The organism is Telluria sp. LT2P34, from assembly GCF_059685915.1.
Window position 1 is genome coordinate 696,972 of record NZ_JCASIN010000001.1, and the last position, 18,593, is coordinate 715,564.

The following is an 18,593-nucleotide window of genomic DNA, read 5'->3' on the forward strand; positions in this document are numbered from 1 at the left end:
CTCATGTATTCCTGCGGGGGTAGCCCTGCGCCAGGATGCGCCGCCAGACGATTTCCTTCTGCTCCGGCGCCATCGAAACCCAGTGCGCGACTTCGGCGACGGTGCGCCCGCAGCCACGGCAGACATCGTCGAAGGTGGTCGAGCAGACGGCGACACAGGGCGTGTCCGCTCGCGGCGGCAGCGCCGCGGAATTATCGGGCTGGTCCGACATCGAGCTTGTCCCAGCCTTCATGGCCCAGCTGTTCCATGGTTTCGATGTTCTTCTCGAAGATTTCCTCGGCTTCCGGGAAAGCCTCGACCGCGCGCTCGATGCTGTCTTCGCGCAGCAATTGCAGGATCGGATAGGGTGCGCGGTTGGTGAAGTTCGAGATATCGTTCTTGTCGGTGTCGGCGAACTGGTAGTCCGGATGAAAACTCGCCACCTGCAGCTCGCCGTCGAGATGCATGTCTTCCACCGCGGCGTCGGCCACGTCGAGAAATTCGTTATAGTCGAGGAAGTCGTCCAGCACGAAGGGGTGGATCAGGAGCGTCGTGTCGATCTTGTCGGCCGGCGTGTCGGACAGGCGTTGCAGCTCGTCCATCAGCTGCTCGAGCAGCGCCTCGGGCGTGCGCGCCGGCGACACCACATAGCGCACCTGCTCTTTTACATACACGGCCTTGGCGAACGGACACAGGTTCAGGCCGATCACGGCCTTTTCGAGCCAGCGGCGGGTGGCGGCGACAATCGCATCGTCGTCGGCATTGGGGTTGGAGTTCATGGGCTGCTTTCGATAGGGGACCGCTTATTACCAAGCCGGATTGTACGCAAGGTTTGCGTGGCCTCATAGGTCATCGATGCATCGCGGGTAAGTTAAAAGCGGGTCGGCATACATGGCACAGCCTGTTTTATTGATGACCTGACAAGTTTATCGACAGCTTAAAATATTGCCTCAAAGAAGGTGTATTTGGTGGAATGCGTCGCATACTCCGGGAGGGTATGCTCTTTTATAGGTACACTTCTCCCTATGGAACGACGGCGCTCCGCTCCCCATACCCCAACAGCGTGTTGGCAAAATAATTATTTATTAGCAAAAAGGATAGACAAGAAAATTTGTAACCGCTTGGGATTATTGCTTGACTGCCTCTACAGGGTCTCCTTACACTCGCCTTGCTCACCAGTCCCGTAGTTCCTGGACGCAACACTGGAAGGACAAGTACGACATGACCATCAGCCGTTCTACCTCTCGCTCTGCTCCGATCCTTGCCGCGCTGGCATTGCTGCTCTCGGCCCCGCTTGCCCACGCCATCGACACCGCGCCAGGCGGCGCGCTGCAAGGCGCCGCCGCTGCCCGTGCCGCCGTCAATGCCGGCACCGTGTCCTTGAAAGTCGACGACTACAAGGAAACCGACGTCTGGGGCCGTATCCGCAGCGGCTACGCCATTCCCGACATCAGCAACGTCCTGGTCGAACGTCATACCAAGTCCTACAGTCTCAAGCCCGACTACATGGCGCGCATTTCGGGCCGTGCCTCGCCCTACCTGTTCCACGTGGTGCAGGAACTCGAAAAGCGCGGCATGCCGACCGAACTGGCGCTGCTGCCGGTGATCGAATCGGCCTTCAACCCGCAGGCGCTCTCAACCGCCAGCGCAGCCGGCCTCTGGCAGTTCGTGCCTGGCACGGGCAAGGACTACAACCTGAAGCAGAACATGTTCAAGGACGAGCGCCGCGGCGTGCTGGCCTCGACCGACGCTGCTCTTACTTACCTGCAGCGCCTGTACACCATGTTCGGCGACTGGCAGCTGGCCCTGGCCGCCTATAACTGGGGCGAAGGCAATGTCCAGAAGGCGATCAAGAAAAACCAGGCGCTCGGCAAGCCGACTGATTTCGAAAGCCTGGCCGACCTGATGCCGGCCGAGACGCGCAACTACGTGCCGAAACTGCAGGCCGTGAAAAACATCGTCGGCAATCCAGGCCAGTACAACGTCGTGCTGCCGGTGATCGACAACCAGCCTTACTTCACGACGGTCGACAAGACCAGCGACATCGACCTGGCCATCGCCGCCCAGCTGGCCGAAATGTCGGTCGACGAGTTCAAGGCGCTGAACCCGCAGTTCAACCGCCCGGTCATCACCGGCGACGAAAAAACCAAGATCCTGCTGCCGCAAAAGAACGCCGAAAAATTCCACGTCAACCTGGCATCCTGGGGCAAGACACTGTCTACCTGGACTACCCACAAGATCACGGGCGCCAAGGAAAGCATCGCCTCGCTGGCCTCGAAGTTCGGCACCACGCCGGAAATCATCCGCCAGGCCAATAACATTCCGGCGCAGACCCGCCTGAAGGCCGGCTCGACCATCCTGGTGCCGCGCACCTCGGCGTCGATCCATTCCGACATCGCCGAGAACATCGTCGACAGCGCGGTGATGGCGCTCGAAGCGGACCGCGGCGAAAAACGTGGCGGCGCCCGCACCCAGCGCTTCAAGACCAAGGCCGTGGCTTCGTCTTCGAAGTCGCGTGTATCGCGCGCCACCAACAGCCGCCGCAAGCACCGTTGATTCCCCGGCCGCCGGTCCCCTTGCGGGGCCGGTGGTATCGTTTTTCCCCCAGCGCTATCCCCTGTGTACCCGGCCTCGCCGCAAATCGACGGCCGCGTGCAAGCATGTTCAAACTAGGGTATAGTGTCGTTTGTGCGCTGCAATAAACGGCTCCAGGTCGCTCCCGCAGCAAGCACACAGGTAGTAAAACAAGCAGCATCGCAGCCCAGGCCTGCCGTTTCCGGCAGCCCTCCATAAGCCCTCCCGCCCTGTGTGTCGACCTTTTGACACCGTCCCGGCGCAAAGCTTTTGTGCCGAAATTTCTTTCAGTTTTGAGTCATTTCGTTCTGTTGGTTCGCGTTGCTATTTCGCGCTCGTTGACGTTCATGCGTTCGAGCGCCGATCACCATCGAAAGAAAAGCACACAATGAGTTTTGAAGCACTAGGCCTCCACGCCACGATCGTCAAAGCAGTCAACGAAGCCGGTTACACCGTCCCGACCCCGGTCCAGGAACAAGCCGTTCCAGCCGCTATCGAAGGACGCGACCTGCTGGTCTCGTCGCAAACCGGTTCCGGCAAGACCGCGGCCTTCATGCTGCCTGCCCTCCACAAGCTGGTCAGCGCCGAGCCGGTTGCCGCCCCTGCGCAGTCCGCCGGTGCACGCGGCGAGCGCGTGCGCTTCAGCGCCGCCAAGCCGAAAATGCTGGTGTTGACCCCGACCCGCGAACTGGCCCTGCAAGTGACCAGCGCAACCGAAAAATACGGCAGCCACATGCGCCGCATCCGCGCCGTCTCGATCCTGGGCGGCATGCCTTATCCGAAGCAGATGCAACTGCTGTCGAAGAATCCTGAAATCCTGGTGGCGACGCCAGGCCGCCTGATCGACCATATGGACTCGGGCAAGATCGACTTCTCGGAACTGGAAATCCTGGTCCTGGACGAAGCCGACCGCATGCTGGACATGGGTTTCATCGAAGACATCGAGAAGATCGTCGCAGCAACGCCGGCCAGCCGCCAGACCATGCTGTTCTCGGCCACGCTCGACGGCGTCGTCGGCAACATGGCGCGCCGCATCACGAAGAACCCGATGACGATCCAGATCGCCAGCGGCACCCAGCGTCACGAGAACATCGTGCAGCGCGTGCACTTCGTGGACGACCTGTCGCACAAGAATCGCCTGCTCGACCACCTGCTGCGCGACGAAACGATGGACCAGGCAGTGGTGTTCACCGCCACCAAGCGTGACGCCGACACCATCGCCGACCGCCTGAACATCGCCGGCTTCGCAGCCGCCGCGCTGCACGGCGACATGCACCAGGGCGCGCGTAACCGCACGCTCGACAGCATGCGCCGTGGCCAGGTGCGCGTGCTGGTCGCCACCGACGTCGCCGCCCGCGGCATCGACGTGCCGACCATCACTCACGTGGTGAACTACGACCTGCCGAAGTTCCCTGAGGACTACGTGCACCGTATCGGCCGTACCGGCCGTGCCGGCCGCAATGGTCTCGCCATTTCGCTGGTGAACCATGCTGAAGGCATGAACGTCAAGCGCATCGAGCGTTTCACCAAGCAGTTGATCCCGGTCGATGTGGTGGTCGGTTTCGAGCCGAAGCGTTCGGCTTCGCCGGCACGCAGCGGCGCCCGTCCAGGCGGCTGGAAGCCGGGCGACGGCCGCAGCGCCGCCGCCAAGCCGGGCCAGCGCAGCTTCAGCAAACCTGCAGCGGCGCCGCGCGAAGGTGGCTACAGCCGCGACGCAGCGCCACGCGAAGGTTTCCGCACCGGTCCTGCAGCGCCACGCCGCGAAGCCGGCAGCGGCGGTTACCGCGGCAGCAACCCGCGCTCGGCCGACACCGCACGCCGCAGCTTCGGCGACAACTGATCGCTGACGTAAAAAGTACAAGGACGGCTGCCTCGGCAGCCGTTTTTTTTCGCCCGTATAATCGTCGTCAACCGACACATCCATCACCGCATGACACTCCCCCGCATCACCATCGTCAGCCCGGCCAGCGCGCGCGACAACAACGGCAACTGGCAAACCGCCAGCCGCTGGGCGCAGTTCCTGGGCAGCCGCCATGCGGTCGAGGTGTGCGGGCAGTGGCCGGCGGACGATGGCGCCACGGACGCGCCCGACCTGCTGATCGCCCTGCATGCGCGCAGGTCGAGCGCCTCGCTGGCCGCGTTCACGGACGCCTTTCCCGCGCGCCCGACGATCCTGGTCCTGACCGGCACCGACCTGTACCGCGACATCGACACCTCGAGCGAAGCGCGCGCCTCGCTCGAGCGCGCTCAAGCCCTGGTGGTGCTGCAGGAGGCGGGACTGGCGCGCCTGGGCGCGCCCCTGCGCGCCAAGGCGCGCGTCATCCACCAGTCGGCGCCGGTGCTGGACCTGGCCGCGGGCAGCCGCGATCCGCAGCACTTCGACATCTGCATGATCGGCCACCTGCGCCCCGAAAAAGACCCCTTGACCTTCATGCGCGCCGCTGCGCAGGTGCTTGCGCCGCGCGTGCGCCTGCTGCACGTCGGCGGCGCGCTCGATCCGGTGCTGGAGGAGGCGGCGCGCGCCACCGCCGCCGAGAACAGCCGCTACGAATGGCTGGGCGCCCTGCCGCACGCCGCAACCCGCGCCCTGCTGGCCGGCTGCCACGCGATGGTGATCGCCTCCACCATGGAAGGCGGCGCCAACGTCATCATCGAAGCCGTTACCTGCGGCGTGCCGGTGCTGGCCTCGAACATCGACGGCAACCGCGGCATGCTCGGGCAGGATTACGCCGGCTACTTCCCGCCTGGCGACGTGGCAGCCCTGGCGCGACTGATCGACCGCTGCGCCGGCGACGCCGCTTTCCATGGGCAGCTGGCGCGCCAGTGCGCGGCGCGCGCTCCCCTGTTCGCGCCGGCTGCCGAGCAAGCGGCACTCCTCGACTTGGTGGATAATCTGCTGCGCATGCCGCCCGGCACACCTACACTATGAATGTGAAACCAAACATGAACGCCCCTGATTCGTCGATCAAGCTCACTTCCTTCTCGCACGGCGGTGGCTGCGGCTGCAAGATCGCACCCGGCGTGCTGGCCGAAATCCTGAAGAACTCGACCGGCTTCCCCGTGCCGCCGCAACTGATGGTCGGCATCGAGACCGCCGACGATGCCGCCGTCTACAAGCTCAACGACGAGCAGGCGCTGATCGCCACCACCGACTTCTTCATGCCGATCGTCGACGATGCCTTCGACTTCGGCCGGATTGCCGCGACCAATGCCATTTCCGACGTCTACGCCATGGGTGGCACCCCGATCATGGCCCTGGCCCTGGTCGGCATGCCGATCAACAAGCTGCCGCTCGAGACCATCGGCGACATCATCCGCGGCGGCGAATCGATCTGCGCCGAAGCCGGCATCCCGATCGCCGGCGGCCACACGATCGATTCGGTCGAGCCGATCTACGGCCTGGTCGTGCTGGGCCTGGTCCATCCGAGCAAGGTCAAGCGCAACGCGGACGCCAAGGCCGGCGACGTCCTGATCCTCGGCAAACCGCTGGGCGTGGGCGTGCTGTCGGCCGCGCTGAAGAAGGATGTGCTCGGTCCGGACGGCTACGCCGCCATGATCGCCAACACCACCAAGCTCAACAAACCGGGCAAGGCATTGGCCGAAATGGATGCGGTGCATGCGCTGACCGACGTCACCGGCTTTGGCCTGCTCGGCCACCTGCTGGAACTGGCGCGCGGCGCCGGCCTCACCGCCGAACTCGACATGGCATCGATCCCCCTGCTGCCGGGCGTGCTGCAGCTGGCCCAGGACGGCTATGTCACCGGTGCCTCCGGGCGCAATTGGGATGCTTACGGCAGCGATGTGGTGCTGGCCGAGGGCGTGACGCCGGCCCAGCAAGCGCTGCTGACCGACCCGCAAACCTCGGGCGGCCTGCTGGTGTCGGTCGATGCCGCCAGCGCCGACGAAGTACTGGCATTGTTCAGCCGCGGCGGCTTCGGAGAGGCGGCCGTGATTGGTCGCATGGCGGCGGGTGCGGCGCGCGTCGTGGTTCAGGCCTGACCTGGGGCGACGCATAGAAACCACGGATCGATGCGATTTCATGCGCCCTGCATGGAATCGCTTTTTTATGAGTCCTTGTGGCAACAACTTGTTTTTTTGAGAATTGTCGGTTGTATAATGACCGGATGCTGGCGCAGACCGGCTTCCATACACAACAGATGATCCTGAGACAATGCATACGCTACAAGCCCCCCAGGCGGCTGCCCATGCCGTTCCACGTCCCGACCTGCCAACCCGGCTGAGCGAACTGCTCCTCGGCCGCGACAGCCACCAGCGACTGATCCTGACACTGCTGGGCCTGGCCGCGCTGGTCAGCGCCACCGTCGTGGTGCTGCTGATCTATGCCGCCGCCATCGGCGTGGCCGACGTGCGCCAGGTAAGCGTCCTGTCCTGCTCGTTTTTTGTGTTCATCGGCGGCTTCTATATCACGATTCGCAGCGGCCACAACCGCCGTTTTTCCGATCCGACGCTGGCCATGCCGCAGGCGATCATGGCGCAGACCCTGATTGCCTGCGCTTATGCCATGACCGGCCCCGTACATGGCGCCACCGTCATCATGCTGGCCCTGGTGATGGTATTCGGCATGTTCAGCCTGCGGGCGGCGGCCGTGCGCATCGTCAGCGCCTACACCGTCGTGATCGTCGGCGCGACCATGTACTGGTGCACGCTGTACCAGCCCGAGTACTACCAGCCGCAGCGCGAACTGTTCAACTTTGCCTTGACCGCAGTGGTGATGCTGGCCATCTCCCAGCTGTCGAGCCAGTTGATGTCGATGCGCACCCGCCTCAAGACCCAGAAGATCGCGCTCGAGCAGGCGCTGGGACACATCAAGGAAATGGCCGCGCGCGACGAGTTGACCGGGCTGCCGAACCGGCGCCGCATGATGACGCTGCTGCAGGAACACGCGACGCGCCATGCCCGGGGCGGACCGCGCTTCTACGTGTGCATCATCGACCTCGACCACTTCAAGCAGATCAACGACACCTACGGCCACGCCGCCGGCGACGCCGTGCTGCGCTCCTTCGCGGCCCAGGCCCAGGTGGTCTTGCGCACCACCGACGTCATCGGCCGCTGGGGCGGCGAGGAATTCCTGGTGCTCTTGCAGGAAACCCCGCCGGGCGAGCCGGCCATCGGGGTAGCGCGCTTGCGCGAGTCCCTGGCCGCCCTGCCTGCAAGCAAGGCCTTGCCGGACGTGCGCGTGCGCTTTTCAGCGGGACTGGCAAGGTATGAGGAAGGCGAGCCGATCGACCAGGCCATCGAACGCGCCGACCGCGCCCTGTATGCGGCGAAGTCGGCGGGACGCAATTGCAGCGTCGTGCTGTAAAACCTCAGTAAGGCCTTGGCTGGCGGCGCACGACGGCGGGCTTGCACAGCCGGTGCAGCTGGCGCGCCACCAGCGCCAGCCCGCACAGCAAGAAGATAAAAGCCACTATCACCGGCAAGGGCAACCCGAACACGCCTGTCTCCATGACACCTCCCGTTCTCACGTTAACTGCCCAGCGTTGTGCCGGCGCAAGAACTAACTGTGCCATCGGTTTTGGCGGCGAAGTTGCGTTAGCGCAAGAAGCGGGACGGGAGACTTAAACCGACGCAGTCGTCATCGGCAAATGCTTCTCCGGCTTGCCCTTCCCCACGCGCTCATACTCGGCAATGACCTGGGCGCCGAACAGCAGCAACGTGGCGCCAATCTCCAGGCTGAACATGACCACGATCGCGGTCGTCATCGAGCCATACACGATGTTCACCTGGGACAGGGTCGAGAAATACCAGACCAGGATGTGGCGCGCCGCTTCCCACAGCAGCGCGGCGGTGATGCCGCCGACCAGCGCATGCGAGGTCGACAGGCGGCCGACCGGCATCACCAGGTAGATCGAGGTCAGTACCAGGATCTCGCCGGCCAGCCCCAGCAGGTAGAGCAAGGCGCCCGACACGCCGCCGAGCGACCAGGTGGTGCCCAGCAATTCGACGCTTTCCGTGCCCATCACCTGCAAGGTGCCGGCCACGATCGTCACCAGCATCACGCCCACCCCCAGCGCCAGCATGTAGCAATATGGCAATAAGGCCGACACCAGGAAGTGGCGGCGCCGGATTGCGACCCGGTGCACGAAGATCACGCTCATCGCGTTTTCCAGGACCGTGAATGCGAAGGAGCTGAAGAACAGCATGGTCCCCCCCAGCACCCAGGTGATGAGCTCGCGGTTGTCGAGGAAGTTGGCCACTTCCGTCACGATCGAGGCCGACTGCCCCGGCATCAGCAATTCCAGGTAGCGGCGCAGCGTGACGAGCAACTCGGCCTCGTTCATGAAGTGCGACAGGGCGACGACCACCAGCATCAGGAAGGGCACGATCGACAGCAGTGCATAGTAGGCGACGGCGCCGGCCAGCAGCATGCCCTGGTTGGCCCGGAAGCCCTTGAGCACGCTGATCGTGAAGGCCAGCGGATGCTGCAGGATGTAGGCGTTGGCGCGCCGGTTCAGGATGCGCACGCGCAGGCGCCGTTTGCGCAGGCGGCGCAAGCGCAGGCGGGATAGCTTGAGCTGACCCATCATTGCGCCAACCTGATTCCGCTGAATTGCCAGCGCGCGCCGGCGGGGAAGAAATTGCGGTAACTGGCGCGTGCGTGGCCGGCAGGCGTGGCGCAGGAGGCCCCGCGCAGCACATACTGGTTGACCATGAATTTGCCGTTGTATTCGCCGATCGCACCCGGCGCCGGAGCGTAGCCGGGATAAGGCGAGTAGCTGCTGCTGGTCCATTGCCAGCAGGCGCCGAACATTTGCGACAAGGCTTCGCCATCGGCGCTGGCCGCGGCCGGATGCAGCTGCCCCGCTTCGATGCTGGCATGGCGCGCGGCGAATTCCCATTCGGCCTCGGTGGGAATCCGAGCCCCGCGCCAGCGTGCGTAGGCATCGGCCTCGTACAGCGACACGTGCGTCACGGGGCGGCCGGGGTCGAGCGGCAGCTCGCCGTGCAGCGTGAATTCATGCCATTGCCCGTCATCGCCCTGGCGCCAGTACAGCGGCGCGGCCAGTTCGCCCGCTGCGACCAGGTCCCAGCCCTCGGCCAGCCACAGCGCCGGATCGCGGTAGCCGCCGGCGTCGATGAAGTCGCGGTATTCTCCGTTCGTCACCAGGCGCGAGGCCAGCGCAAACGGCGCCACATAGGCGCGGTGGCGCGGCAACTCGTTGTCGAAGCAAAAGCCGCGGTCCATGTGGCCGATCTCGGCCAGGCCGCCCTCGAAAGGCAGGAAGCCGAGCGCGGGCGCGCTGGCCGGGGCCGTGAGCGGGTCGCTTGCATAGGCCGGCAGCAAGGGATTTTGCGCCAGCAAGTGTTTTACATCGGTGAGCATCAATTCCTGGTGTTGTTGTTCATGCTGCAGGCCCAGTTCAATCAGCGCTGCCAGCTCGGCATTGCCCGCCTGCCCCGCAAGCAAGGCCATGACGCGGCGGTCGACGTCGGACCGGTAAGCGCGCACCTCGTCGAGCGAGGGACGCGTCAGCAGTCCACGGCTGGCGCGCGGGTGTTTCGCGCCGACGCCGTTGTAATAGGAATTGAACAGGACCCGGAAGGCGTGATGAAACGGGGCGAATCCCGCCTCGCGCGGCTCCAGCACGAAGGTCTCGAAGAACCAGGTCGTGTGCGCCAGGTGCCACTTGACCGGGCTGGCGTCCGGCATCGACTGGGCGCCGCAGTCCTCGGGCGACAGCGGCGCGGCCAGCTGCAGCGAGCGTGCGCGGACCTCGGAAAACTGTTGCAGCCAGGTTTTTGCTTGAGCCTGTGCCTCCATGGTGCGCCCTGTCAGCTGATCGCCTGCGCGTGGATGACGGCGAAGGGACAGTGCGGATCGACCCAGATGGCGCTGGTCTGGAAGCCCGCTTCCTCGAGCAGGGCGATGGCGTCGGCCTGGCGATATTTATAGCTGTTTTCGGTGTGTATGCGCTCGCCGGCGGCGAAGTCGCGGCCGCCGCCCGGCCAGCGCACGGCTTGCGCGCTGCGCGCTTCCAGGTGCATTTCGATGCGGCCCATGGCCTCGTTGAAAAACGCGACGTGGCGCCAGGCGCGCACGTCGAAGTCGGCGCCGAGCAGGCTGTTCACATGCCGCAGGATGTTCAGGTTGAAGGCGGCGGTGACGCCGAGCGCGTCGTCGTAGGCGGCGTCGAGCGTGGCCTTGTCCTTGACCAGGTCGATACCGATGAGCAAGGCCCCGTCCGCGTTGCTTTGCTCGCGCAGGTTCGACAGAAAAGCGCGGGCCTCGGCCGGCGTGAAATTGCCGAGCGAAGAGCCGGGATAAAAGAACAGGCGGCCCTCATGCGGAACCGAGCCCGGCAGCGCCAGGCCGTTCGAGAAATCGAGACCGAGCGCCTCCATCGCGATGTCGGGAAAGCGCGCGCGCAAGCGCACCAGGGCGTCGGTGACGAAGTCGGCCGAGATGTCAACGGCGACATACCTGGCCGGACGCAAGCGTGGAAACAGGGATGCGGCTTTGGCGCAATTGCCGGCGCCCAGGTCGATCAGGGTCATGCCGACGCCGCAGGCATGCGCGATCTCGGCGCCGAAGCGCTCGAACAGCGCCGCTTCGGTGCGTGTCGGATAATATTCCGGCAGTGCGCAGATGGCCTCGAACAGCGTCGAACCAAGTGCGTCGTACAGGTATTTGGGCGAAATCCAGGCTTGCTGCGCGCAAAGTGAGTCGGCCAGCCCTGCGGGATTGGCGGTCGCGGCCTGGACCGGAGCGGGGTGCGCAGGCGCATCCGGAATGCCGGCTTCGGCACCCCATGCTGCAGAGCGCCTCTCGATTGTGCATGACGTCAGCATAAGGTTTATCATTCGTGCCGCCGGAGCGCAGATGCGCCCAGGACCGGGATGTTGCTGTTTTTGCTATGATAGCGGAAACCCCGATTTCCCCGCGCCTGCCAGCCGTCCAAGCGTGCCGCCGCCCTTTCCCCCTGTCATGAAGATGATCGCCAATATGTTGCCAATGTCCCGTAGAAAAATACTGCTCGGCGCCAGCGCCGCCCTTGCGCTGTCGCTTGCCATGTCGACGGCCGCCGCGCAGAACACGCCGGGCGTGCTGCGCGTGTCCGCCATTCCGGACGAGGCCCCGACCGAGCTGCAGCGCAAGTTCAAGCCGCTGGGCGACTACCTGGCCAAGGCCACGGGACTGAAGGTCGAGTTCACCCCGGTCACCGATTACGCGGCCTCGGTCGAGGGACTGGTCAACAACAAGCTCGACATGGTCTGGTTCGGCGGCTTTACCTTCGTGCAGGCCAAGGTACGCAGCAAGGGCCAGGTGATTCCACTGGTGCAGCGCGCCGAAGATGAAAAGTTCCGCTCGGTCTTCATCACCACCTCGCCAACGATCAACAGCCTGGCCGACCTGCGCGGCAAGACGCTCTCTTTCGGTTCGGAATCCTCGACCTCGGGCCACCTGATGCCGCGCTCCTACCTGCTGGCCGCGAAGATCAACCCTGACACCGACCTCAAGCGCATCGCCTTTTCCGGCGCACATGATGCGACCGTCGCGGCAGTGGCCGGCGGCAAGGTCGATGCCGGCGCGCTGAACATCTCGGTCTGGGAAAAACTGGTCGAAGCCGGCAAGGCCGACCCGAAAGTCACGCGCGTGTTCTACACCACGCCGGGCTATGCCGACTACAACTGGTCGGTGCACAGCAAGATGAGCCCGGCGCTGCAAAAGAAGATCCGCGACGCCTTCCTGGCGCTGGATGCATCGACCCCAGAGGGCAAGGAAATCCTCGACCTGCAACGCGCCACGAAGTTCATTCCGACCAGCGCCGCCAACTACAGCCAGATCGAGGCGGCCGCACGCGGCGCGGGTCTGCTGAAGTAAAAAAGGCATCGCCATGAGCTTCAGGCTGGATAACGTCAGCGTGCGCCATTTCACCGGTGGCGCCGCGCCTGTCCTCCACGAACTCGCGCTGCGCGTCGAACAGGGCGAGCAGCTTGCGCTGATCGGCCCTTCCGGCGCCGGCAAGACCACCCTGCTCGCCACCCTGGCCTGCGCGCACCGGCCTGCGGCGGGCGCCTTCACGGTCTTCGGCGAAGATCCATGGGCGCTGTCGCAAGCGGCGCGCCACCGCCTGCGCGCGCGCCTGTTCCTGGCGCCGCAGACGCCGCCGCTGCCGCCGCGCCAGCGCGTGGTGACCGCGGTGCTGGCCGCGCGCCTGCCGCACTGGACCCTGTGGCAGGCGCTGGTGTCGCTGTTTCGCCCGGCCGACCCGGAAGCCGCCCATGCCGCCCTGGCGCGCTTCGGCCTGGGCGACAAGCTGTACGCGCGCGTCGACCGCCTCTCGGGCGGCGAGCGCCAGCGCTGTTCGCTGGCGCGCCTGCTGCTCTCTTCAAGCGACGCCTTCCTGGTCGACGAGCCGATATCCGCGCTCGACCCGGCGCTGGCGCGCCTGACCCTGGCCACCCTGCAGGCCGAAGCGGCCGCGCGCAACGCCACCCTGGTCTGCAGCCTGCACCAGGTGGAAATGGCGCGCGCCCATTTCGACCGGCTGGTCGGCCTGCGCGACGGGCGCATCGTGTTCGACCTGCCGCGCGCGCGCGTGACCGACGCCATGATCGCCGCGCTCTACGAAAACGAAACGGCGCTGCCGCCGCTGCACCCGCCGCACGAGCCGCCCGAACGGCTCGCCGTCGGCGCCTGCTTCTAAGCCTGCTTTCAACGATGTCCGCGAAAAGCCTGCATCCCGACCCGGCCTGGCGCGGCCGCCTGCTCGCCTGCGCTGCCTGCCTGCTGCTGCTCTGGCCGATGCTGGTGTTCAGCGAATTCAAACCCTGGCTGCTGTTCGACCCGCAAAGCCTGAAGGCTGCGGGGGGCTTCCTGTCGGACTTCCTGCGCCCCGCGCATTCCGCCGAATTCCTGCTGATGGTCTTGCGCGACACCTGGGTCACGGTCGCGATCGCCACCGCCGGCCTGGCGCTAGCCCTGCTCGGCGCGATTCCCGCCACGCTCCTGGTGAGCGAACGCCTGTCGATCTCGCGCCTGGGCACCGGGCGCATGCGCGCACCGGCCGCGCTGCTGCGCCAGCTGGTGCGCTGGGTGCTGGTGCTGCTGAGAAGCGTGCCGGAACTGGTCTGGGCGCTGCTGTTTGTGCGCGTGGTGGGCCTCGGACCGACCGCCGGGGTGCTGGCGATCGCCCTCACCTATTCCGGCATGCTGGCCAAGGTGTATGCCGAAATCCTCGAATCGGGCGACGCCCACGCCACCGACGCCCTGCTTGCCGGCGGCAGCCCGCGCCTGGCCGCCCTGCTCTACGGCGCGCTGCCGGACGCCGCCGCCGAGCTGGTGTCGTACACGGTGTACCGCTGGGAATGCGCGATCCGCGGTTCGGCCGTGATGGGTTTCGTGGGCGCAGGCGGCCTGGGCCAGCGGATGGACGAATCGACCAAGATGATGGCCGGCGGCGAAGTGGCGACCATGCTGATCATGTTCGTGCTGCTGGTGGCGGGCGCCGACCTGGTATCGAAACTCTTGCGCCGCAGGCTCGCATGACGACGCGCCCGACACCTCCCGACCTCCCCGCCCTCCCCACGCCTCCCGCGCGCTCCTGGAGCACGCCGCTGCTGCTGGCCGGCCTGGCGGCGCTGGTGGCCGCCAGCTTCGCCACCCTGCGCCTGGACCTGAGCGGCTTTTTCACGCCCGAGGCGCTCGGCACGACGCTCGAATTCCTGTCCGGCTTCGCCCCGCCCGAGCTGGCCCCGGCTTTTCTCGACAAGACCCTGATGGCGGCGCTGGAAACGCTGTCGATGTCGGGGCTGGGCACCTTGCTGGCGGTGGCCGCCGGCCTGCTGCTGGCGCTGCCGGCGTCGGGGCGCTGGGGCGCGCCGGCGCGTGCAGCGGTGCGCCTGCTGCTCAACGTGCTGCGCTCGATCCCGGAACTGGTGTGGGCCGCGCTGCTCCTGGTCGCCGCCGGCCTCGGCCCCTTCGCCGGCACACTGGCGCTGGCGGCCCACACCTCCGGCGTGCTCGGCCGGCTGTTCGCCGACGCCCTGGAGAACGCCGAGCCGCAGCCCGAGGCCGCCCTGCGCAACAATGGCGCGCCGCCGCTGGCCGCCTTTTTCTATGCCACACTGCCGCAGACCCTGCCGCAGATGCTGTCCTACACGCTGTACCGCTGGGAGAACAACATCCGCGCCGCCGCCGTGCTGGGCGTGGTCGGCGCCGGCGGCCTCGGGCAGATGCTGAAATACCATTTGTCGCTGTTCCAGATGCAGAGCGCGGCCACCGTGGTGCTGGCGATGCTGCTGCTGGTCGCCCTGGTCGATGCGGCCAGTTTTGCGCTGCGGCGCGCCCTTACACGCTAACCCTTCAATAAACTACAGCGCCCACTATGCTCGAACTCTCCGGCCTGACCAAAACCTATGGCGGACGCGCCGTGCTGTCAAACCTGTCGCACCGCTTCGCGCCAGGGCGCTTCGTCGCCATCATGGGGGAATCGGGCGTGGGCAAATCGACCCTGCTGAACCTCATCGCGGGACTCGACACGGCCGACAGCGGCGAGGTGCTGGTCAACGGCAAAGCGATGTCGGCGCTCGACGACGATGCCGCCACCGGCTTGCGCCGCACGCGCATGGGCTTCATCTTCCAGGCCTTCCACGTACTGCCGCACCTGACCCTGCACCAGAACGTGGCGCTGCCGCTGCTGTTGAACCGCTCAGGCACGGAGCGGGCCGACGCGATGCTGGCGGCGGTCGGCCTGGGCGGGCGCGGCGCCGACTTCCCGCGCCAGCTGTCGGGCGGCGAACTGCAGCGCGTGGCGATCGCGCGCGCCCTCGTGCACCAGCCGGCCCTGCTGCTGGCGGACGAACCGACCGGCAACCTCGATCCGGAAACCGCCGGCGGCATCCTGCGCCTGCTGCGCGCGGAAATTCGCGCCACCGGGGCCGGCGCCATCATGGTCACCCACTCGCATGCGGCGGCGGCGATGGCCGACGACATCCTGTTATTGACGCGAGAGGGATTGCAGCCGGCGTGAAGATGCACGTATGTTCCGCGAAGAAACATGCATGTTACGTTCAGTTACAGTGAATAGTGCGGCGCGGCCAGCAGAGTCGTAGTAATATCACAACGACCCGCACAGTTAAGCTAACAAAATCCCGGGCGTATCCAGAACGGTCCTGTCCCTCAAACCAAAGTGTGTAATTTGGAGGAGTACATGAACGTACGCCAAAAAAAACAGGAAATGCTGGCCGCGATGCACCGTGCGCGCGCCCTCGAACCATCGAGCTTTGTGCCGAACAAACTGCTCGACACCTTGATTGAAAAACTCCACCTCAAGAACGACGCCGAGCTATGCCGCGTGCTCGAGGTGCAGCCGCCGATCATCAGCAAGATCCGCCACCGCAAGCTCAACGTCGGCGCCACGATCCTGCTGCGCATGCACGAGAAATCGAACATCCCGATACGCGAACTCAAGGAGCTCACGAGCGCGGCGCTGCACTAGGGCGCGACCGGTGTCAGTACAGGGAGTCGCGCTGGCGCTGCGGGAGCGCGCGATCGTAGGTCTCGCGGTCGATGCCGCCTTGCGTGAGTGCGGCCAGCATCGTTCCGGGCGTCGGTACGCCCGAGCTATCGTGCTCTTGCGGATGCCAGAGGCGGGAACGCAGGATCGACCGCGCACATTGAAAAAAGACCTTGTCGACCGCTATGCGCAGCACGCATACCGGCGTCTTCCCATCGACAGCGAACGATGCCAGCAATTCAGGGGCGACGCATATCTCCGCACGCCCCCGCACGCGCAGGGTTTCGCCCACGCCCGGGATCATGAACAGCAGGCTCATCTGCGGATTTGCGATCAGGTTGCGCAGGCTGTCTATCCGGTTATTCCCGCGCCGCTCGGGCAGCAGCAAGGTCTGCTCATCGAGGATACGCACCAGCGGTCCGGCATCTCCACGCGGCGATACATCGACCCCGTTCGGACCGCTGGTCGCCAGCAGGCCGAAGCGCGCATTCTCGATCCAGCGCGCATACAGAGGATGCAGGAAGCCGGTCTCCTTGGCGATGGACGGCGGCGCCACGGGACCGAACAGGGCCTCGAGCGAAGCGAGCGTGGTGATGAGATGGTCGGACATGGCGGCCTCGCTCTCAACCCGCGGGCGGACGACCTGTTTTCAGCTGCGGCAGGCTATCGAGCACCTGGCGCAGGGTCGTCATGTCGAGGCGGCCGACGAGCGCGACGCCAATGCGCAGCAATTCGCTTTTCTTGACCTCGACGCCGGCTTTCAGGCAGGCCTGTTTCACCGCCGCCAGCACCGCGTATTCCCCCTCGGGCATGGTGAAGCTGTCGCGCACCAGCGCCGGACGCGCCGCCGTGCCGGCTGGCGCCGCGGCCCTGGCCGACTTGACCATCGCCCTGGCGGCGTTCTTCAATGCGGTGGCGGGCTTGGTGGCGCCGGCGCGCGGCGTGCTGCTCGCGGCGCTCTTGGGCACGGCCTGCTTGACCGATGCAGCACGCTTTGCGGCATTCTTTGCAGGCGGTTTGACGGCCGGCTTGGCCGCCGACTTGGCCGCAGCTTTGCGCGCAGGTTGAACTGCCGCTTTGGCCGCCGGCTTCACGGGCGCCGCGGCGCGCTTGGCGACAGGCTTGGCGACGGGCTTTGCTGCGGACTTCGCCGGCACTTTCGCAGCGACCGCGCGCGCGGGTGCTACTGCCGGGGAAGATGCTGATTTCGGTGCGCGCTTTGCCGCTCCAGGCGCCGATTTTCTGGTCATTGACTATTCCGCTGCTTAACAAGATAAACAATATAGTCGATCACGCGCGTTCCGGATAGGGCGTCCCGTTAGGGCGTCCCGACAGGACGCGCGCCTGTTTATCCGGCTCAGTCGATCCCGGGCGCGACCGGGCGCGGGGCCAGCTGCACGGCATTGCGCCCGCCCTCTTTCGCGGCGCGCAGCGCGCCGGCGACGCGCTGGAACAGGGTCAGGTTGCTGTCGTCGGGGCGGATCGTCGTCACGCCGAAGCTGGCCGTCATCGAAATCAGCGCGCGCTCGGTCTTGACCGGCGTGCGTTCGATCGCGGAGCGCATGCGTTCGGCTACCAGCATCGCCTCTTCGCCGCCGGTACGCGGCAGCAGCAGCGCGAATTCGCCGCCGACCAGGCGCCCGAGCAGGTCGCTGTCGCGCAGCTGGCGGCGGCACAGGTCGGCGACGTGACGCAGCACCACGTCCCCGGCGGCGTGGCCGTAACCGTCGTTCACGCGCGTGAAGCTGTCCAGGTCGAGCACGATGATCGAGGTCGGCGAACCCGGCCGGCGCGCCAGCGACATCCATGGCGCCAGGGCGCTGTAGAAGCCGCGCCGGTTCGCGGTCTCGGTGACCAGGTCGATCACTTCCAGGCGCTTGACGTCGCGCTGCAGCCGTTCGCGCGCCAGCAGCAGCCAGCCGAAGCCGGATACCAGCATCAGCAGGTAATACGCGGCGGTCGAGAACTGGCGCAGCAGGTCGTGCGAGAGCCAGCGCCAGCCGCCGGGCATGACCAGCACCAGGATGGCGCGTGCGGCCACCACCAACGCCAGCAGGGCAATCGCCACGGCCAGGACACGCTGCAGCATGCTCGCCTCGCGCCAGCCGCGTGCCAGCGCCACGGCCCCGAACAGGTAGAAGGCGCCCAGCAGCAAGGCGGCGGCCAGCGTGCGCAGGCCGAGCGGGTCGATCCAGTACGAGACGAGGAAGGCAAACACGGCGACGAGCGCGAGCGGCACCATCGCCCGCCGCCAGCGCGCGCCGTTGCTGCTGCCGGAGGCTTCCCAGAAGGCGCCGGTCTCGAGGGCGACGCCGCCGATCAGGAGCGCCCAGCCGGCGGGCAGCGCCAGCGGCTCGGGCACCACTTGCGCGCCGCCCAGGCCCAGCAGGATCCAGGCCGCGGCCTGCACCTGTTTCGACAGGCCCCAGGTGGCGGCGGCGGGGTTGGCGTGGGCGAGCGGACTCGAAGACGCTTCGGAGAAAAACAACACGCTGCACAGGACCATGTTGCCCAGGGCGAGCACCAGTACCATCGTGGCCGGATCCATCGTCATCATCG

Annotated in this window: 20 protein-coding genes; 11 read left to right on the top strand and 9 right to left on the bottom strand. The window is 66.0% G+C overall.

The window, feature by feature from the left end:
- Position 1: 1 nt before the first annotated feature.
- Positions 2–211, bottom strand: coding sequence for a DUF1289 domain-containing protein (locus AC56KZ_RS03080; protein ID WP_497160656.1), 210 nt, complete (start codon positions 209–211; stop codon positions 2–4).
- Positions 192–758 (bottom strand): DUF1415 domain-containing protein, encoded by a 567-nt coding sequence (locus tag AC56KZ_RS03085; protein WP_497160657.1) that lies wholly within the window; start codon positions 756–758, stop codon positions 192–194. Before AC56KZ_RS03085 ends, AC56KZ_RS03080 begins: the two co-directional genes overlap by 20 nt.
- Positions 759–1,200: 442 nt before the next feature.
- On the opposite strand from AC56KZ_RS03085, the gene AC56KZ_RS03090 reads away from it, so the two are divergent.
- From AC56KZ_RS03090 to AC56KZ_RS03110, 5 genes are all read left to right on the top strand, one after another.
- The gene (locus tag AC56KZ_RS03090) at positions 1,201–2,535 is read left to right on the top strand and encodes a transglycosylase SLT domain-containing protein (RefSeq protein ID WP_497160658.1); all 1,335 of its coding nucleotides are present in this window, start codon (positions 1,201–1,203) and stop codon (positions 2,533–2,535) included.
- Between the two features lie 406 nt (positions 2,536–2,941).
- The gene (locus tag AC56KZ_RS03095) at positions 2,942–4,393 is read left to right on the top strand and encodes a DEAD/DEAH box helicase (protein WP_497160659.1); all 1,452 of its coding nucleotides are present in this window, start codon (positions 2,942–2,944) and stop codon (positions 4,391–4,393) included.
- Between the two features lie 90 nt (positions 4,394–4,483).
- Positions 4,484–5,482, top strand: coding sequence for a selenoneine biosynthesis selenosugar synthase SenB (gene senB / locus AC56KZ_RS03100; RefSeq protein ID WP_497160660.1), 999 nt, complete (start codon positions 4,484–4,486; stop codon positions 5,480–5,482).
- A 14-nt stretch (positions 5,483–5,496) separates the two neighbouring features.
- The gene (selD, locus tag AC56KZ_RS03105) at positions 5,497–6,552 is read left to right on the top strand and encodes a selenide, water dikinase SelD (RefSeq protein WP_497160661.1); all 1,056 of its coding nucleotides are present in this window, start codon (positions 5,497–5,499) and stop codon (positions 6,550–6,552) included.
- A 172-nt stretch (positions 6,553–6,724) separates the two neighbouring features.
- Positions 6,725–7,876: a GGDEF domain-containing protein gene (locus tag AC56KZ_RS03110; RefSeq protein WP_497160662.1), complete on the top strand. Its 1,152-nt coding sequence runs from the start codon at positions 6,725–6,727 to the stop codon at positions 7,874–7,876.
- 4 nt (positions 7,877–7,880) lie between these two features.
- Here the strand turns inward: AC56KZ_RS03110 and AC56KZ_RS03115 are convergent, their stop codons facing one another.
- The 4 genes from AC56KZ_RS03115 to egtD form a co-directional block, all read right to left on the bottom strand.
- Positions 7,881–8,021 (bottom strand): hypothetical protein, encoded by a 141-nt coding sequence (locus AC56KZ_RS03115; protein ID WP_497160663.1) that lies wholly within the window; start codon positions 8,019–8,021, stop codon positions 7,881–7,883.
- Positions 8,022–8,132: 111 nt separating this feature from the next.
- The gene (locus tag AC56KZ_RS03120) at positions 8,133–9,098 is read right to left on the bottom strand and encodes a YihY/virulence factor BrkB family protein (protein ID WP_497161206.1); all 966 of its coding nucleotides are present in this window, start codon (positions 9,096–9,098) and stop codon (positions 8,133–8,135) included.
- Positions 9,098–10,336 carry an ergothioneine biosynthesis protein EgtB gene (gene egtB / locus AC56KZ_RS03125; protein ID WP_497160664.1) on the bottom strand — a complete coding sequence of 413 codons (1,239 nt, stop codon included), beginning with the start codon at positions 10,334–10,336 and terminating at the stop codon, positions 9,098–9,100. The genes AC56KZ_RS03120 and egtB overlap by 1 nt, the downstream gene beginning before the upstream one ends.
- A gap of 11 nt (positions 10,337–10,347) precedes the next feature.
- Positions 10,348–11,376, bottom strand: a complete 1,029-nt coding sequence (egtD, locus tag AC56KZ_RS03130) for an L-histidine N(alpha)-methyltransferase (protein WP_497160665.1) — start codon at positions 11,374–11,376, stop codon at positions 10,348–10,350.
- 142 nt (positions 11,377–11,518) lie between these two features.
- Here egtD and AC56KZ_RS03135 point away from each other — a divergent pair, with 142 nt between their 5' ends.
- From AC56KZ_RS03135 to AC56KZ_RS03160, 6 genes are all read left to right on the top strand, one after another.
- Positions 11,519–12,397, top strand: coding sequence for a putative selenate ABC transporter substrate-binding protein (locus tag AC56KZ_RS03135; protein WP_497160666.1), 879 nt, complete (start codon positions 11,519–11,521; stop codon positions 12,395–12,397).
- 13 nt (positions 12,398–12,410) lie between these two features.
- Positions 12,411–13,223 (top strand): phosphonate ABC transporter ATP-binding protein, encoded by an 813-nt coding sequence (locus tag AC56KZ_RS03140; protein ID WP_497160667.1) that lies wholly within the window; start codon positions 12,411–12,413, stop codon positions 13,221–13,223.
- A gap of 14 nt (positions 13,224–13,237) precedes the next feature.
- Positions 13,238–14,065 carry a PhnE/PtxC family ABC transporter permease gene (locus AC56KZ_RS03145; protein ID WP_497160668.1) on the top strand — a complete coding sequence of 276 codons (828 nt, stop codon included), beginning with the start codon at positions 13,238–13,240 and terminating at the stop codon, positions 14,063–14,065.
- Positions 14,062–14,877, top strand: a complete 816-nt coding sequence (gene phnE / locus AC56KZ_RS03150) for a phosphonate ABC transporter, permease protein PhnE (protein WP_497160669.1) — start codon at positions 14,062–14,064, stop codon at positions 14,875–14,877. The genes AC56KZ_RS03145 and phnE overlap by 4 nt, the downstream gene beginning before the upstream one ends.
- A gap of 26 nt (positions 14,878–14,903) precedes the next feature.
- Entirely contained in the window at positions 14,904–15,548 is a 645-nt protein-coding gene (locus AC56KZ_RS03155; protein WP_497160670.1) for an ABC transporter ATP-binding protein, read from the top strand.
- A gap of 180 nt (positions 15,549–15,728) precedes the next feature.
- Complete coding sequence (locus AC56KZ_RS03160; RefSeq protein WP_192054864.1) at positions 15,729–16,016, top strand: hypothetical protein; 288 nt, start codon at positions 15,729–15,731, stop codon at positions 16,014–16,016.
- A 13-nt stretch (positions 16,017–16,029) separates the two neighbouring features.
- Here the strand turns inward: AC56KZ_RS03160 and AC56KZ_RS03165 are convergent, their stop codons facing one another.
- The 3 genes from AC56KZ_RS03165 to AC56KZ_RS03175 form a co-directional block, all read right to left on the bottom strand.
- A complete protein-coding gene (locus AC56KZ_RS03165) occupies positions 16,030–16,644 on the bottom strand; it encodes a pyridoxamine 5'-phosphate oxidase family protein (RefSeq protein WP_497160671.1) in 615 nt (204 codons plus the stop codon).
- Positions 16,645–16,657: 13 nt separating this feature from the next.
- Complete coding sequence (locus AC56KZ_RS03170; protein ID WP_497160672.1) at positions 16,658–17,284, bottom strand: hypothetical protein; 627 nt, start codon at positions 17,282–17,284, stop codon at positions 16,658–16,660.
- 107 nt (positions 17,285–17,391) lie between these two features.
- Positions 17,392–18,591: a GGDEF domain-containing protein gene (locus AC56KZ_RS03175; RefSeq protein ID WP_497160673.1), complete on the bottom strand. Its 1,200-nt coding sequence runs from the start codon at positions 18,589–18,591 to the stop codon at positions 17,392–17,394.
- Positions 18,592–18,593: the final 2 nt, after the last annotated feature.